Annotated in this window: 14 protein-coding genes, 6 tRNA genes, 1 rRNA gene, 4 pseudogenes and 1 other annotated feature; of the genes and pseudogenes, 3 read left to right on the top strand and 22 right to left on the bottom strand. The window is 47.0% G+C overall.

The features are described 5' to 3' along the window. From P378_RS10970 to P378_RS10935, 8 genes are all read right to left on the bottom strand, one after another. Positions 1 to 272: DUF4372 domain-containing protein (locus P378_RS10970; protein WP_143338471.1), on the bottom strand; the 272-nt coding region annotated here is incomplete at its 3' end. Between the two features lie 163 nt (positions 273 to 435). Further along, a complete protein-coding gene (locus tag P378_RS10965) occupies positions 436 to 891 on the bottom strand; it encodes a DUF4276 family protein (protein ID WP_099083279.1) in 456 nt (151 codons plus the stop codon). Between the two features lie 162 nt (positions 892 to 1053). Further along, positions 1054 to 2061, bottom strand: coding sequence for an AAA family ATPase (locus tag P378_RS10960; protein ID WP_207654032.1), 1008 nt, complete (start codon positions 2059 to 2061; stop codon positions 1054 to 1056). A gap of 496 nt (positions 2062 to 2557) precedes the next feature. Beyond that, positions 2558 to 2651, bottom strand: a tRNA-Ser gene (locus tag P378_RS10955). Positions 2652 to 2654: 3 nt separating this feature from the next. Continuing rightward, positions 2655 to 3107 (bottom strand): tRNA adenosine(34) deaminase TadA, encoded by a 453-nt coding sequence (tadA, locus tag P378_RS10950; RefSeq protein ID WP_207654031.1) that lies wholly within the window; start codon positions 3105 to 3107, stop codon positions 2655 to 2657. Between the two features lie 29 nt (positions 3108 to 3136). Continuing rightward, a tRNA-Arg gene (locus P378_RS10945) sits at positions 3137 to 3213 on the bottom strand. Between the two features lie 56 nt (positions 3214 to 3269). Then, positions 3270 to 3346, bottom strand: a tRNA-Arg gene (locus tag P378_RS10940). Between the two features lie 52 nt (positions 3347 to 3398). After that, a tRNA-Arg gene (locus P378_RS10935) sits at positions 3399 to 3475 on the bottom strand. A gap of 172 nt (positions 3476 to 3647) precedes the next feature. Between P378_RS10935 and P378_RS10930 the strand changes: the two genes are divergently transcribed. Together P378_RS10930 and P378_RS19030 are read left to right on the top strand one after the other, a co-directional pair. Next, on the top strand, positions 3648 to 4229 hold the full coding sequence (locus P378_RS10930; RefSeq protein ID WP_099083278.1) for a hypothetical protein: 582 nt from the start codon (positions 3648 to 3650) through the stop codon (positions 4227 to 4229). A gap of 29 nt (positions 4230 to 4258) precedes the next feature. Next, the gene (locus P378_RS19030; protein ID WP_143338470.1) at positions 4259 to 4387 is read left to right on the top strand and encodes a CBS domain-containing protein; all 129 of its coding nucleotides are present in this window, start codon (positions 4259 to 4261) and stop codon (positions 4385 to 4387) included. 27 nt (positions 4388 to 4414) lie between these two features. Here P378_RS19030 and P378_RS10925 read toward each other — a convergent pair. The 9 genes and pseudogenes from P378_RS10925 to pdxS form a co-directional block, all read right to left on the bottom strand. Beyond that, positions 4415 to 4508: transfer RNA gene (locus P378_RS10925), tRNA-Ser, on the bottom strand. Between the two features lie 15 nt (positions 4509 to 4523). Then, positions 4524 to 4613 (bottom strand) — tRNA-Ser (locus P378_RS10920). Positions 4614 to 4719: 106 nt separating this feature from the next. Beyond that, on the bottom strand, positions 4720 to 5994 hold the full coding sequence (serS, locus tag P378_RS10915) for a serine--tRNA ligase (RefSeq protein WP_099083277.1): 1275 nt from the start codon (positions 5992 to 5994) through the stop codon (positions 4720 to 4722). 74 nt (positions 5995 to 6068) lie between these two features. Further along, positions 6069 to 7650 (bottom strand): annotated as a pseudogene (serA, locus tag P378_RS10910) (phosphoglycerate dehydrogenase). Beyond that, a pseudogene (locus P378_RS10905) lies at positions 7647 to 8803 on the bottom strand (pyridoxal-phosphate-dependent aminotransferase family protein). The pseudogenes serA and P378_RS10905 overlap by 4 nt, the downstream one beginning before the upstream one ends. An 80-nt stretch (positions 8804 to 8883) precedes the next feature. Continuing rightward, positions 8884 to 9130 (bottom strand) — a binding site (T-box leader). 101 nt (positions 9131 to 9231) lie between these two features. Then, on the bottom strand, positions 9232 to 9525 hold the full coding sequence (locus P378_RS10900) for a hypothetical protein (protein ID WP_099083276.1): 294 nt from the start codon (positions 9523 to 9525) through the stop codon (positions 9232 to 9234). A gap of 155 nt (positions 9526 to 9680) precedes the next feature. Continuing rightward, complete coding sequence (locus tag P378_RS24165; protein WP_420795995.1) at positions 9681 to 9782, bottom strand: VOC family protein; 102 nt, start codon at positions 9780 to 9782, stop codon at positions 9681 to 9683. 280 nt (positions 9783 to 10062) lie between these two features. Continuing rightward, positions 10063 to 10628 (bottom strand): annotated as a pseudogene (gene pdxT, locus P378_RS10895) (pyridoxal 5'-phosphate synthase glutaminase subunit PdxT). Positions 10629 to 10636: 8 nt separating this feature from the next. After that, positions 10637 to 11509 (bottom strand): annotated as a pseudogene (gene pdxS, locus P378_RS10890) (pyridoxal 5'-phosphate synthase lyase subunit PdxS); the annotation flags it as partial. 261 nt (positions 11510 to 11770) lie between these two features. Between pdxS and P378_RS22975 the strand changes: the two are divergent. Beyond that, complete coding sequence (locus P378_RS22975; RefSeq protein ID WP_274378702.1) at positions 11771 to 11896, top strand: hypothetical protein; 126 nt, start codon at positions 11771 to 11773, stop codon at positions 11894 to 11896. Positions 11897 to 11958: 62 nt separating this feature from the next. Here P378_RS22975 and P378_RS10885 read toward each other — a convergent pair whose 3' ends face one another. The 5 genes from P378_RS10885 to rrf all read right to left on the bottom strand — a co-directional run bounded on the left by P378_RS10885 (position 11959) and on the right by rrf (position 14334). Then, positions 11959 to 12921, bottom strand: coding sequence for an HD-GYP domain-containing protein (locus tag P378_RS10885; RefSeq protein ID WP_238473136.1), 963 nt, complete (start codon positions 12919 to 12921; stop codon positions 11959 to 11961). 67 nt (positions 12922 to 12988) lie between these two features. Continuing rightward, the gene (locus P378_RS21710; RefSeq protein ID WP_238473135.1) at positions 12989 to 13210 is read right to left on the bottom strand and encodes an HD domain-containing protein; all 222 of its coding nucleotides are present in this window, start codon (positions 13208 to 13210) and stop codon (positions 12989 to 12991) included. 87 nt (positions 13211 to 13297) lie between these two features. Next, positions 13298 to 14014, bottom strand: coding sequence for an RMD1 family protein (locus P378_RS10880; protein ID WP_099083274.1), 717 nt, complete (start codon positions 14012 to 14014; stop codon positions 13298 to 13300). Next, positions 13990 to 14118 (bottom strand): hypothetical protein, encoded by a 129-nt coding sequence (locus P378_RS22970; protein ID WP_274378701.1) that lies wholly within the window; start codon positions 14116 to 14118, stop codon positions 13990 to 13992. The genes P378_RS10880 and P378_RS22970 overlap by 25 nt, the downstream gene beginning before the upstream one ends. 99 nt (positions 14119 to 14217) lie before the next feature. Further along, positions 14218 to 14334 (bottom strand): 5S ribosomal RNA (gene rrf, locus P378_RS10875). Between the last annotated feature and the right edge of the window lie 97 nt (positions 14335 to 14431).

Here is a 14431-nt window from a genome sequence, read left to right as displayed (position 1 = left end):
AAATCTCTTAACTTACGGGACAACTGTGACGCACTGATTGAATTTATACCTACTGCCGCACTGAAATTATCATCGTTCAAACTGTTACTGATATGGCGCAGACCTTCAAGTTGCTCTAACTGAGCATACGCAACCAATTGGATTAGTTTAACAACGGTTAGCTTTTTCGCGTAAGCATCTACTTCCGATTCTTTGACATTGCTTAAAAATTTTTCGTTATAAATTGCTTGAAACAGTTGATTATATGTGGATTTATTGGTATCCTTGTCCATGCGATGTCTCCTTATTTTTGAGATTATGGACAGGACTACCTGTTATACCTCAATTATAAGGAGATTTTAATCATTTTTACAGGATATTGCTGGAAAAACAATGATTTATTGGTTTTTTCTAGAATTTTAGATATTGACATTTTGGAAATTTATTTATGCAACGCTAGTGATCTTGTATATAAGAATCTAAAATTCTTTCTTTAAAATTAGGATACGCCTTTTTAATAGCATCTAGGTCACCCAATAACCATGACTCCATTTCTTCAATTGCAATGCGGAATAGTGTACGTGGTTTGGGATCACAATCATCGAGTATGTTAACAAGTTCCTCTTTAAAAGAAGTACAGACCTTTTTATCTAAATCTACTACAACCATAACTGCGGCATTATAATATTTTAGACTACGCCCATAACCTCGAAGAATTCTAGGTAATTGGTCAAGGAGGATGCGTTTCTTTGGGTCGGTTTCACCCTTTAAATTTTTCGGTATACGTCCTATACCTTTGTATTGGTGTATCTTATAAGTATGCTCCTGTCCGTTTGAGCCTAGAATTTTTTCCAAAAAGCTTTCTAACATGATAGCTCCTGAGGCGTCTTCAACAAGCACTTCAAAATGCATAGAATCACCTCTAATCTAAGTAGTCGCTATACCAAAGACCTCCTAAAGGCAACCCTTCAGAAACCATATTTTTTACTATGGGATCTTCACTTGCCCGCCTAACGGTAGAAAACCCGTCAGCGTCCTTTTCCAGTATCCAAGTCTCCTCTGGTAACAAAGCATCTACAAAATAGGCTGATGCGTGGTAACAAAAATCTGGGCAGAATTCTTTTTACCCGTTGCATGTGCCCTAAACTCCATCGCCAACGAATCCAATAACTTATGGTATAAGCCGTTTTCAGGTTCCTCAATACAAATGAACGGTGGTGGTTCAGGATCTTCAAGAAGCAACATATATGCAAAAAGCTTTAAAGTCCCGTCGGACATTTGTTGTGCAAGAAAGGGATCCTTAAACCCTTTATCGTTAAACCGCAAAAGTAGTCTACCGTCCTCGGTTTTTTTCGTATCAATTTTATAAATTCCTGGAATTTTGCGGGCAATTCTATCTAAAATTGCCTGGAACTTCTCTTTATAATCTCTTTCCATAAACTGAACAACATTGCCGAGATTATCCCCATGTATATTTAAGTGCTTTTGCGGTCCCGCCATTGGAAGGCTTCTTGCAGCATCAGGCGTAAAGTAGCTTAGGTACCAGTTTTCCAAAAAACTACGGAATCTGGCAATTCTCGGGTGTTCTTTTAGTACGCCAAGAGTAGCAATACCCAGTTTTCGAGAGTCAGTAAGCTCCACGGGAACACGCGACGCATTTTCACCCTCAAAACTTTCTTCACCAGCCCAAGCCTCTCCCTTTCCTCCACGAAGGATAAGGAACGAGTAAGGTTGCCCAGTCTGCTTTTGCCCTTTTCTTCGTTGACGCAAACGCTCCTCTTCTACAAAGGGACGACCTTTAGAGTCGAGAGATATAGACAGTTCATAGGTTATTGGACGCTCATTAGGACTTTCTCTGTAGTAAATTTCAAATCGTATAGGCTCTTTACTTCCAAATGAACGTAAACGATTGAATCCACCTCGCTGCTTTAAGTCACAAGCTTCTTCTACACCTACACGAAGGGCATCTGCTAAAAAACCAAACGCATCAAAAAGAGTACTTTTACCCACACCATTTTTCCCAATTACTGCAACTAAAGGCGTTAGAGGTCGTTTGTTTTGCTGATTCCACAATCTTCCCAAGGTAACATCCTTTAAAGACCGGTAATTCTGTACACGGAAGCCCTCTATAATTGCTATGATGATCACCTCCGACCAATTGACTAAAATAAATAATCATAGTTTACTTCTAAATTCCAAAGTATTTAATATTATTTTAACCAAAAATATGATACAACAAAAGTTGTTTTTACCTAGTTACTCAATCAACAGTTAAATTACATTGCTGACAAACGTTAGATCTCTCGTAGGTTACAGTCCAATAAGTTAAAAAACCATAGCCGACAGTACAACTTATCTTTTGTATGGAGATTGGGTCCGCCCTTAAGTTTATCGGTGGCAGTTCTATGCTTTATCAATTCTGACGGAAAGAGCGGGATTCGAACCCTGCTCTTTTTACCTATTACGGACCTAATGGCGATTTTGGTCGGCTTCACCGTCAGCTGCAATGCTTTATGGATATAAAAAAAGATTAAGGAGCTACCGTCTAAAAACAGTAACTCCTTGGTTTGCAAGTATTTGGCGGAGAGTTAGGGATTCGAACCCTAGAGACCGCTCATCACAGTCTACTCGATTTCGAGTCGAGCGCCTTCGACCAGCTCGGCCAACTCTCCGGATTATTTTTTTCTTAGTTCCCGAAAAAATTTCTGCAGTATTTCCCGGCATTCGTCTTCCAGGATGCCGGAGATCACTTCCACCCGGTGGTTAAACCGGGTTTGGTGAACGATGTCCAGGATGGTGTCCACGGAACCGGATTTGGCGTTGGGGGCACCATAAACCAGACGTTTAATTCGGAACTGAACGATGGCGCCGGCGCACATGGCGCAGGGTTCCACCGTGACGTAGAGGGTGGCGTTGTTTAACCGCCAGTCTCCCAGGTGTTTGGCCGCTTCCCGCATGGCCAGAATTTCGGCGTGGGCGGAAGCGTCGCAAATGCTCTCCCGCAGGTCGTGTCCCCGGCCGATGATTTTGCCGTCCACAACAACAACGGCACCAATAGGTACCTCGCCCTTTTCAGCCGCTTTTCGGGCCTCTGACAGTGCTTCACGCATATAGGAAGCATGTGACAACTGTAAAACCCCTTAAAATAAAAAAAGAATGGTGCGCCCGGGAGGACTCGAACCACCGGCACGCGGTTTAGGAAACCGCTGCTCTATCCACCTGAGCTACGGGCGCATATAAAGAAGTTGTTAGCCCCAAATTTTCACTTAGAACTAACAACGCATTTACAATGGCGTGCCTGAAGGGACTCGAACCCCTAACCTTCTGATCCGTAGTCAGATGCTCTATCCAATTGAGCTACAGGCACGTATTAAAACAAAATGAATAATAACACAATTTTAACAAGATGTCAAGTAAGATGGCGTGCCCGAAGGGACTCGAACCCCTAACCTTCTGATCCGTAGTCAGATGCTCTATCCAATTGAGCCACGGGCACGTATTTTTTTACTCAACATATGCTAATAGAAACAAACTGTGACTAACCGGTTGTCCTTGCCGCAAAACTTATTATATAACAAGTTAAAAAGAAAAATCAACTGTAATTATATGACAGACGCCATGTTTTTTTATAAACCTGTGTGCGCATCCTTTTCGCCGGGAGGTTTATCTTGAATGATAAACGAATAGAAACCATGCTCAAGTTTCTGTCGGTACTAGGTCTTTTAATTTTTCTTTACTCGATCTTTTCTACCATCAGCAGCCTGCCCTTCTATAATTTATCAGGTCTGTCGGGTCAGTCCCCGGCCATGTTTGAAAACATTCTACAGTTAATCAAAGCTTTTAACGACTCTATGCTAAAAATGTTTGTCAGCGTGGTTGCTTTTTCGGCCATTGTCATTATCATTTTGTTTGGCTCTAATTTTAGGATGCAATTTAATAAGGACGAAATGCAAATCGATATCGGCATACAGGAAAATGATTTTACCCCGGGCATGGACGGACTAAAAAAGGTGGTTGACGATCAAGGGAACATTCACTTGCATAATTATGAAGTTTACCGTCAACTTACGGAGGATTATATTATATCAGAAGTAAAGGAAGACGGCAGACCTGCCGGTTTTATTACCATGGAATCCTATTTACGAGGACTTAAGGAACTTTGCGAAACCGTTGACCGCCAAACACACAACATCACCCCACAGAATATAAAAAAGATACTGTTTACACAGTTAGTGAACACGTTCATATAGGGGAATCCATTTTTTCCGTAGCAGACAAAATGGTGAAGAATGGGGTTTCCGCGCTGCCGGTTGTGGATAAAAACGGCGTTATGAAGGGTTCCATCAACCATCTTCAGGTGTTAAAAATATTGAGCGATGAACTGGCTAAACAAACAAAAAGCCGTTAGTGCTAACACTAACAGCTTTTTCTATAGTGGCGGAGAGCGAGGGATTCGAACCCTCGATACAGGTTTAAGCCGTATACTCGCTTAGCAGGCGAGCGCCTTCAGCCGACTCGGCCAGCTCTCCGTAGTTCTATCTTACTGGCGGAGGGAGTGGGATTCGAACCCACGGAACCCGCAAGAGTTCAACGGTTTTCAAGACCGCCTCCTTAAACCGCTCGGACACCCCTCCGAACTCGGAGGTGAATCCTCCAAAACAGCTCGAAACCCCAAGCAAGATAGAGTATAACATAGGCAAAACATGTTGTCAATTTAATTGTTAAGAGTTATTAATGGTTTTACAGGTTAATCTTTTCAATGCCACCCATATAAGGTACAAGCACCGGTGGTACAGTAATGCTGCCGTCTGCTTCCTGATAGTTTTCCAGTATGGCGGATAAAGCTCGTCCGACGGCAACGCCGGAACCGTTCAGGGTGTGTACAAATTCCGGTTTGGCCTTTGGTGCCGGCCGGTACTTTATATTAGCACGTCTGGCCTGGAAGTCAAGGAAATTGCTGCAGGAGGATATTTCCTTATAAGCATTGTAGCTGGGCAGCCACACCTCAATGTCGTAGGTTTTGGCAGAGGAAAAGCCCATATCGCCGCTGCAGAGCAGGATTACCCGGTAGGGCAGGCCCAGCGCCTGCAGAACCTTTTCGGCATTTTCCGTTAAACGTTCCAGTTCATCAAAGGATTCTTCGGGTCTGCTGAATTTTACCAGTTCTACTTTGTTAAACTGGTGCTGGCGGATTAAGCCTCTGGTATCACGACCGGCTGCACCGGCTTCTGCCCGGAAGCAGGCGCTGTAGGCACAGTGATAAATGGGCAGTTGGTCGCCGGGCAGGATTTCTTCCCGGTAAAGGTTGGTCACCGGCACCTCGGCGGTGGGGATCAGGTAATAGTTTAAGCCTTCCAGTTTAAACATATCCTCGGCGAATTTAGGCAGCTGGCCGGTGCCCACCATGCTGTCGGCATTTACGATAAAGGGTGGGAAAAGCTCGGTATAGCCGTGTTCCCGGGTATGTAAATCCAGCATAAAGTTGATTAAAGCACGCTCCAGGCGAGCTCCCAAACCCTTGTAGAAAGAGAACCTGGCCCCGGTCACTTTGCCGCCCCGTTCAAAGTCCAAAATGTTCAGGGCTTCGCCCAGATCCCAGTGGGGCTTGGGAGTAAAGTCAAACTCCCGGGGTTTCCCCCAGCGGCGGACTTCCGGGTTATCCTGCTCATCCTTGCCCACAGGTACGGATTCATGAGGAATATTCGGAATGGACAGTAAGATGTCCTGCAGTCTTTCTTCAATGGTTCTTATTTCGTCATCGATGTCCTTAATTTGCTGGGACACCCTGCGCATTTCTTGTTGCTTTGACATGGCGTCCTGGCCGGCTTTTTTCAGCTTGCCGATTTCCTGGGAAACAACATTACGGGTGTTTTTTAGCTGCTCCACAACCACCAGCTTCTCACGGCGGGTGGCATCCAGCTTTAAAAACTCCTGCAAAGAAATATCAGAGCCGCGTTTTGCCAGCCCTTCCAATACCAGTTCCGGATTGTTGCGTACAAATTTGATATCTAACATAAAATACAACCCCCAAGTGTGGGGGGAAGCATCGGGAATTCCCTGTCTTCACCGCTAACCTTTCTATTTTTAGATTATAGGCTTACCATTTTAACTTCCAACACACCGTCGATCTTGGCCAGTTCTTCCAGGGCGTCCTGGGGTACAATGTTATCCACCATCATCACCATAATGGCCTTGCCACCCAGCTCGACGCGTCCCACCTGCATGCCGCCGATGTTGATTTGCTTATCCCCGACGATGGTGCCGACCTTACCCACAATACCCGGTTTGTCGATGTGCGGCGCCACCAGCATGTGCCCGGTGGTGGCGGCGTTGATGCGGAACCCGTCGATGTTGACGATCCTTGGGTCATTGCCCTGGAACAGGGTGCCGGCCAGCAGCCTCCTGCCTTTGTCGGTATAAACATGAACGGTGATCAGGTTGTGATAGTCTTCGCCGTTTTCTTTGGTGGTCTGGACAACCGAAATGCCCCGGTTGCGTGCCACCAGTGTGGCGTTGACAAAGTTAACATTTTCCTGCAGGATGGGGTCCAGTAAACCCTTCAGTAAAATCGTGGTGATGGGGTTTACATCGTATTTAGCTAACTCGCCGCTGTAAATAACCTCTACCTTTTCGATGCGGCCATTCAGCATCTGGGCCTGGAACATGCCCAACTTTTCGGCCAGTTCCAGGAAGGGGCGGATTTTGGCCAGCAGCTTGGGGCTCATGGACGGCATGTTGACGGCATTTTTCACCAGGTCTCCCCGCAGGCAGCCACAATCTCTTCCGCCACGTCCACCGCCACGTTGATCTGGGCTTCCTGGGTGGAGGCTCCCAGGTGGGGGGTGGCGATAAAGTTATCCAACTGCAGTAACGGGCTTTCGGTGCAGGGCTCGGTCTCAAAAACGTCCAGGGCAGCTCCCGCCACTTTGCCGGCCACCATGTATTCGTACAGGGCAGCTTCATCCACAATGCCGCCCCGGGCGCAGTTGATAATCCGCACGCCGTCTTTCATTTGCTCCAGGGCTTCTTTGTTAATCATGTGGTAGGTTTCTTTGGTTTTGGGCATATGAACGGTGATAAAATCCGCCCGCTTAAAGAGTTCATTAAGGGTGACGATTTCGATGGCCATCTTTTTCGCATGATCCTCGGAAATGTAAGGATCGTAGGCGATAATATGCATTTCCATGGCCTGGGCCCGCTTGGCTACGGCGGAACCGATGCGGCCGAGGCCGATAACCCCCAGGGTTTTGCCCCGCAGCTCCACACCCAGGAAGGCCTTTTTATCCCAGCAGCCGTTCTTGAGCTTGCCGCAGGCGCCGGCACCTTACGGGCCAGGGCCAGCATCATAGCCATTGTGTGCTCGGCGGCGGCGATGGTGTTGCCGTCCGGGGCGTTCACCACCACAATGCCCTTGTTGGTGGCGGCGTTGCGGTCGATGTTATCCACACCCACGCCGGCCCGGCCGATGACTTTTAATTTATTGGCTGCCTCAATCACCCTGGGAGTTACCTTGGTGGCGCTGCGGACAATTAACGCGTCGTACTCACCAATCACTTCTACCAGTTGATCTTCGGTCATTTTTTCCCCGATCACCACTTCGATATTTGTTTGCTGGCGTAAAGGCACCAGACCCTGTTCCGATACGCCGTCCATTACCAGTACTTTCATCATGCGTGTTCCCCTCCTACAAATACCATTTGCGCTTCTCTTACACCGGCGCCCAATTCAGCTTTATAGCCACACTTGCCCAGGGCCATTTCCAGGGCAGCGATTGCAATGATCACATCCATTTTATCGGCATAGCCATGTGGGCGATACGGAAAATCTTACCCTTCATGGCATCCTGACCGCCGGCAAAGGTGACCCCGTATTCTTTCAGCAGCACCTTGCGCAGGGTATCGGCATCCACCACCATGGGGGACTGCACAGCGGTGACGGCCTGGGAGGCGCATTCGTCCGGGGCCAGCAGTTCCAGACCCAGACCCTGAACGGCGGCCCGGGTAGCTTTGGCCAGCAGTTTGTGGCGGGCAAAAACGTTATCCAAACCTTCTTCCAGGATCATATCCAGGGCTGCTTCCAGGCCGTAAACCATGGACACCGGGGTTGTGTAGGCGGTATTCCACTTGGCAATGGATTTCCGGGCCTTTAACAGGTCAAAATAATATTTGGGAGAGGTGCTTTGCTCCATCTTCTGCCAGGCTTTGTCACTGACACTGATGAAGGCCAGACCCGGCGGCAGCATAAAGGCCTTTTGGGAACCGCTGACCACCACGTCTACATGCCACTCATCGGTTTTTAAATCAATGGCGGCCAGACCACTGACAGCGTCTACCGCCAGTACGGCATCATACTGGGCCACCAGTTTGCCCAGACCCTCAATATCGTTTTGCACACCGGTGGAAGTTTCGTTCTGGGTGGCCAGCACCACTTTAATGGCCGGATCAGCCTCCAGTTTCTTCTTTACGACATTCAGGTCAATATCATAACCCCAGCCGAAATCCACAAAATCCACTTCACCGCCGTAAATTCTGGCCAGTTCCGCAAAACGTTCCCCAAACTTGCCACAGGATAAAGCCAGCACCTTATCACCGGGGTTCACCAGATTGGCCACGGCGGCCTCCAGGGCACCGGTCCCGGAACTGCCCTGGATAAATACGTGGTTTTCGGTTTGGAACACTTTCTTCAGTTTACCCGTAACCCTTTCCATCACGACCTGGAACTCCGCACTGCGGTGTCCAATGATGGGCCGGGACATGGCTTCTACCACCCGGGGGGGAACTGGAGTCGGTCCCGGAATCAAGAGATACTTTTTGTCCTGCATCATCAACAATCCCTCCAGAAAAATTTTCTTACCCGCCGGGGGGGAAATATAAAAACCTCCCGCCCCTAACGGATGATCAGTCCATTAGGGACGAGAGGTAATTCTCCCGCGTTGCCACCCTTGTTGGCCGGAAAAAAATTCCGACCCACTCGATTGTTATAACGGGTATCATCCCGTATCCACCTACTGTGCAGCTCTTTTGTGTATCTCGCTGTGTTTCGGCGGATCCCCTCCGGGGAGGAATTCACTTAAACCCTCTACCGGTTCGCACCACCCACCGGCTCTCTGAAAGACCAGGCCTAAATTACTTTTCCCCTTCTCCGGGTTTCTCGAAGTCCTTTGTCATGTACTTGATTTTACACAGGAGACTTTTGTTTGTCAAGAATGGATTTGTTAAAAATTTTTAACGGGGCTTTCTCCTACCCTCCTTTTCACGGCCCCCTGTTGTTTGTTTTCGGTAGTGAACTTAGAATAATGGCCATGCTGATGGCTGTGCCAATTTTAAGGGCATCGTAGGTTCTTTCTGCTTCTTTGTAATAGGCATCAAACCTTTCTTTAATTTTGTTGCCTGCGGGTACTATGACTGTGTTTACGTTTTCAACGGCATTCTGTAAATTCTGCACCACTTGCAATCTGTTCTCTAGCAGGGTGCCAAACAGAAAGGAGAATAATACCGCCAACGTAACGAGCCAGGTACCCAGTTTGTTCAGGTTGACAAACTTCATAGCAGTTCACCTCCTGAACGCCGCCAAGTTAGCGTCAATGATAGTTTACCACAGTCCACCAAATTCCATTTAATTCCATTTAGGTTCTGTTTAGTTCAGTAGGGCTTGTATAGTAAATTCTTTATTTCCTTTGTTAACTTTGCATTATTTTCCATTTATTTCCTTTGTATTTCTTCGTACAAGCCCAGCACATTGCCGTCCGGGTCCTGAAAAAAGGCACAATAACCACAATCTCCTGCGGTCTCATGGGCCACCATGACCTTGCCGCCCAGTTTTTCTACTAATTCGGTGTAGCTCGTCAGGTTGTCACCCTCTAAAAAGGGAGTAATACCCCCGAAGTGGATCTCCTTTACCCGGCGAAAACCGCCACCTGAAAATTTGGCGTAGTGGTTGCCAGGCGAGATTTCGATCTGCCAGCCAAATAATTTTTCATAAAAATTCTTGCCCGGGCCAAATCCTTTACCGGAATTTCGATATGACAGAACAAATTTATCCTTTCACCCCGCAGTAAAAATAAGAGGCTTGCGCCTCTTATTTTTACTGAATCATATCTAAGAAATACCGGTGAAGTCTTACATCTCTAGTTAGTTCCGGGTGGAACGCCGCAGCCAGGTAATTGTCCTGGCGGGCCAGAACGATTTTATCGACAAATGTGGCCATTACGTGAACATGGTTCTCCGTGCTTTTAATATAGGGTGCCCGGATAAAGACAGCCCGCAGGGGTTCCTCTCCCAGGTCCGGTACCGCTAAATCGGTTTCAAAACTTTCTACCTGCCTGCCAAAGGCGTTTCTCTCCACTGCTATATCCATTAAAGCCAAACGGGGCTGGTCAGAACCGGCGATCTCTTTGGCCAGCATAATCATCCCGGCACAGGTGCCGAAGATGGGCACCCCTTGCCGCCCCAGCTCTCTGATGGGTTCAAATAGTTCAAACTGGTGCATCAGTTTTCCCATGGTGGTGCTTTCCCCGCCGGTATAATCAGCCCCTGAATGCCTGGGAGTTGTTCCGGCTTGCGAACTTGAATACTTTCTACACCACAGGCAGCCAGGGATTTTTGGTGTTCGATAAAGGCCCCCTGTAAGGCCAATACGCCTACAATCATTTTATCTTCTACCATCCTCTATCCTGCATGCGGTGTTCGGCGGCAATGGTAGCAATTTCAAGACCGGGCATGGCTTCTCCCAGGTCCTTGGAAATCTCTGCCAAAATTTTGGGATCATTGAAGTGGGTGGTGGCCGCTACAATGGCCTTGGCCCGGGATGCGGGGTCTTTGGATTTAAAAATACCGGAGCCCACAAAGATGCCGTCGCAGCCAAGCTGCATCATCAATGCAGCATCCGCCGGGGTGGCGATGCCGCCGGCTGCAAAGTTCACCACCGGCAGGCGTCCCAATTCATGAACCTGCACCACCAGGTCGTAAGGAGCGCCCATTTCTTTGGCCGCAGTCATCAGTTCATCCTTGGGCATATGCTGTACCATGCGAATTTCGCTCATCACCTGTCTCATGTGGCGCACAGCCTCCACCACATTGCCGGTGCCGGGTTCCCCTTTGGTGCGGATCATGGCAGCGCCTTCACCGATGCGGCGCAGGGCCTCCCCAAGGTTTCTGGCCCCGCATACAAAGGGTACCTTAAATTCATGTTTATTGATATGAAAGACTTCATCCGCGGGTGTCAGTACTTCGCTTTCGTCGATATAATCTGCACCCAGGGCCTCTAAAATCTGTGCTTCTACAAAATGCCCGATGCGTGCTTTGGCCATCACCGGAATGGTGACAGCATCCATAATGCGCAGAATGACATTGGGATCTGCCATTCTGGCTACACCGCCGGCAGCCCGGATGTCTGCAGGAACTCTTTCCAGGGCCATTACTGCACAAGCGCCGGCCTCCTCGGCAATTTTCGCCTGCTCAGGTGTAGTAACATCCATTATAACTCCGCCTTTAAGCATTTCTGCCAGGCCTTTCTTAACGGTCCATGTACCTTTTCAGCCACGTTAATTCCCTCCAAAATCAATGTTTTACTCACTGATTATTTATTTTAATTTATTCTCCCTCATCTGACAAGTTTTACTTATCATCTTCAATTTGTAATAATACCATCCTATATCTTTAAATGCTAACACATTTCAAAGAAAACTACCCTATTTTCTGGAAAAATTTTTATTTGTGATATCTTGAACAAATACCTTTTCTTGTATACAATATACTTAATACAAAACGGCGTATTGAAGGGAGGACTTTCTATGTTGTATTTGCTCTTCGGCGGGGCCGTTGCCTATCTGGCGATCTACGGTCGCTTTGTTTATAAGAACTTCCTTTCTTTCGAACCTTCTAAAAAAGAATTTCCGGTTCCCACCTGGATGTATTAATGCCTATAGAAAAACCCCGCAGGCTACACTGCGGGGTTTTTTGCAGTAAGATAACCCTCTGCTTAACAGGTTTTCTCGGCGGAGGGTTCATTATTCATAAAATCGCCTTGCCCGGCCAGTAATGCTTCTTCATAGTCAGTTAGTAAAAATAACGTTAAATCCTCATCAATGGCTCCGGACCTGGCCTGGTTCCCTAAAATTTTTATCACCAGTTCCTTTTCCATGGCTTTGCGGTAAGGTCTGTCTTCCGTAAGGGCAGTAAAAATGTCCGCCACCGCCACAATTCTGGCCCCGGTTTTTATATCCGAACCATCCAGTTTAAAGGGATATCCCCTGCCACTCAGGGTCTCATGATGACAGGAAGCGTAGTGATTAATGGTTTCAAAACCATCCACCATTTTTAAAATGTGGTAGGTATAATAGGTATGTCGCTTCATAACATCAAACTCCCCGGGCGTAAGTTTTCCCGGTTTATCTAAAATGGCATCCGGGATGCCCAGTTTACCCAGATCGTGCAGCAGCCCCGCAATCTTTACGATATCGCAATGGTTCTCGGAAAAGCCGACTTTGCCAGCCAGCAGGCGGGATACCCTGGCCACTCCCCCGGAATGTCTCCTGGTAAAGGGGCTTTTGAAGTCTATAACCTTTGACATGGTTTCCGCAACGGCGGTTACTTCAGAAAGTCCTAATTTCTTTGTGACCACCGGGCAATGGTGAGCCAGGATATCGGTGATAAATTCCGAATGCAGGTCCAGCCAGAAACATTCTCTTTCACTGAGATCGTTAAAGGCATCCACCAATTGTGGATCAAAAAGCCTGCGGCTCTCCTCATTGATCCCCCGGCAGATGGGTTTCTTCTGTTCCAGTATGTAAATATCCTCCCGTATCAAAACATCGATCCTGTCCGCCAGGTGGATGATCCGGCTCTCGATAGGAATCTGCTCTCCCTTTAAGCCGGAAGCGTTTTTAAAGCCGTCCCAGCGATCGTGGTGGTACAAAATGATATCGGCAATAGACCGGAACAAAGGGTGATCCTTAAAGAGAAGATATCCTTTTTTACAGTGATTCAGAGTTCCGGTAATAAAAAATCAGTCAGTTGATTTTTTCCTCCCAGGTGCTGGAACCTGCATCATGCAAAATGGCTGCGGTAAAAAGCCTTTCCAGTTGGTTTGGGTTTAGGCCATATAATTTCCCTATCTGCAAAGCTATCAGCGCGACCCTTTGATGGTGCCGCATAACGCCTCGGGAGCTAAAGTCCATGGCCAGACTCAGGGAACTTAGTAATTTGAAATAATTCGTGATAAACTGGTCCATACGCAACCCCTATGAATTTTTTGGCCTTACTATGATTCTAGCTTTTACGACAAAAACCTGTCTTAGAATCGTTAATTTTTCCTTTTGTTAAATTAATTTTTCTACCAGGGAGATAACAATTTCCAGCGCGATTAGTATAATGATCATCCATTCGAGTCTCGTACCCCTCTGGGCGTGGACTAAAATCGTAAACACCTCGGTGATATCCATGATGTTTTCAGTTTTATGGCGTAAATTCTCGAACCTTTCCTGAAGATCAAAAAGGTCTGCCAGTCGGAGAAATAAGTCGTCCGCACCTTCCCGGTACCAGGTGATGTCCGGTTTATCCAGGACCATGACATAAGAGATGGTATTATACTTATAGCGAAGAATTTTAGCCGACAGCTTGGCCAGTTTATTGTCATTAATATTTAGTTTTCCCTTATCCAGGTAGTCGATAATTTTTTCAATTTCGTCGGAAACCTTTTCCACGTTGTCTTCAATGCGGTCCAAGGCCACTGATTTGGCCAGGACAATGGCAATAATCTGTGGATAATAATCCAGTAGCTTTGGCACCACCATGAAATTGTTATGGACTTCCAATTCCCGGTCGCTTTGTATATCCAGCCGGTAAGAATCAGAGTACTCCAGGTGATTGACATTTTGAGATGAAGCAGATCCTATTTTGCACAGGTAATTGTATAAATCCGATAAATCATACTTGGTTGAATTGACGGCCACCAGGCAGCCAAAATGGAACAAATAGACCGTCTTGTTCTGATGGTCCTCCAGAATTCCCTTTAAATCCTGATCTCGAAGAACCAATGTTTCTTCCCATTTAAGTTTTTTTCAATGCCAAAATGCTTGGCGATCAGATTTAAATTTAATTCCTGAGCCACCGACACGGCCAAAAAATCCATAGACTGCATAATAATCCCCCGTTATAACAAACCTTACTTTATTCTTTACCATATTTTATAAATATAACACAACACCCACAGTCAAAGACTGTGGGTGTTAAAAAATTACTCTGGCGACGACCTACTCTCCCGGGGGCTTGCGCCCCGAGTACCATCGGCCCTGGAGGGCTTAACTGCTGTGTTCGGGATGGGAACAGGTGTACCCCCTCCGGTATCGCCACCAGAAAATCTTTTGGGATTGTCTTTGGGGTCTGGCCATCAGCCKTCRGCMATCGGCCTTCAGCTTTTTRGGCTTTTCCCYTTAKCAAAASTTTKCATTCCC

The organism is Desulforamulus profundi (assembly GCF_002607855.1).
Note: the sequence above shows the minus strand (reverse complement) of the source record. Positions and strands in the feature narration are given on the sequence as shown.

Coding starts and splice junctions, on each gene's coding strand:
- P378_RS10965 (WP_099083279.1), bottom strand. CDS start 891: ATGCATTTTGAAGTGCTTGTTGAAGACGCCTCAGGAGCTATCATGTTA.
- P378_RS19030 (WP_143338470.1), top strand. CDS start 4,259: ATGGTGAAGAATGGGGTTTCCGCGCTGCCGGTTGTGGATAAAAACGGC.
- serS (WP_099083277.1), bottom strand. CDS start 5,994: ATGTTAGATATCAAATTTGTACGCAACAATCCGGAACTGGTATTGGAA.
- P378_RS10900 (WP_099083276.1), bottom strand. CDS start 9,525: ATGAAGTTTGTCAACCTGAACAAACTGGGTACCTGGCTCGTTACGTTG.
- P378_RS24165 (WP_420795995.1), bottom strand. CDS start 9,782: ATGGTGGCCCATGAGACCGCAGGAGATTGTGGTTATTGTGCCTTTTTT.
- P378_RS22975 (WP_274378702.1), top strand. CDS start 11,771: ATGTTGTATTTGCTCTTCGGCGGGGCCGTTGCCTATCTGGCGATCTAC.
- P378_RS21710 (WP_238473135.1), bottom strand. CDS start 13,210: ATGGACCAGTTTATCACGAATTATTTCAAATTACTAAGTTCCCTGAGT.
- P378_RS22970 (WP_274378701.1), bottom strand. CDS start 14,118: ATGCAGTCTATGGATTTTTTGGCCGTGTCGGTGGCTCAGGAATTAAAT.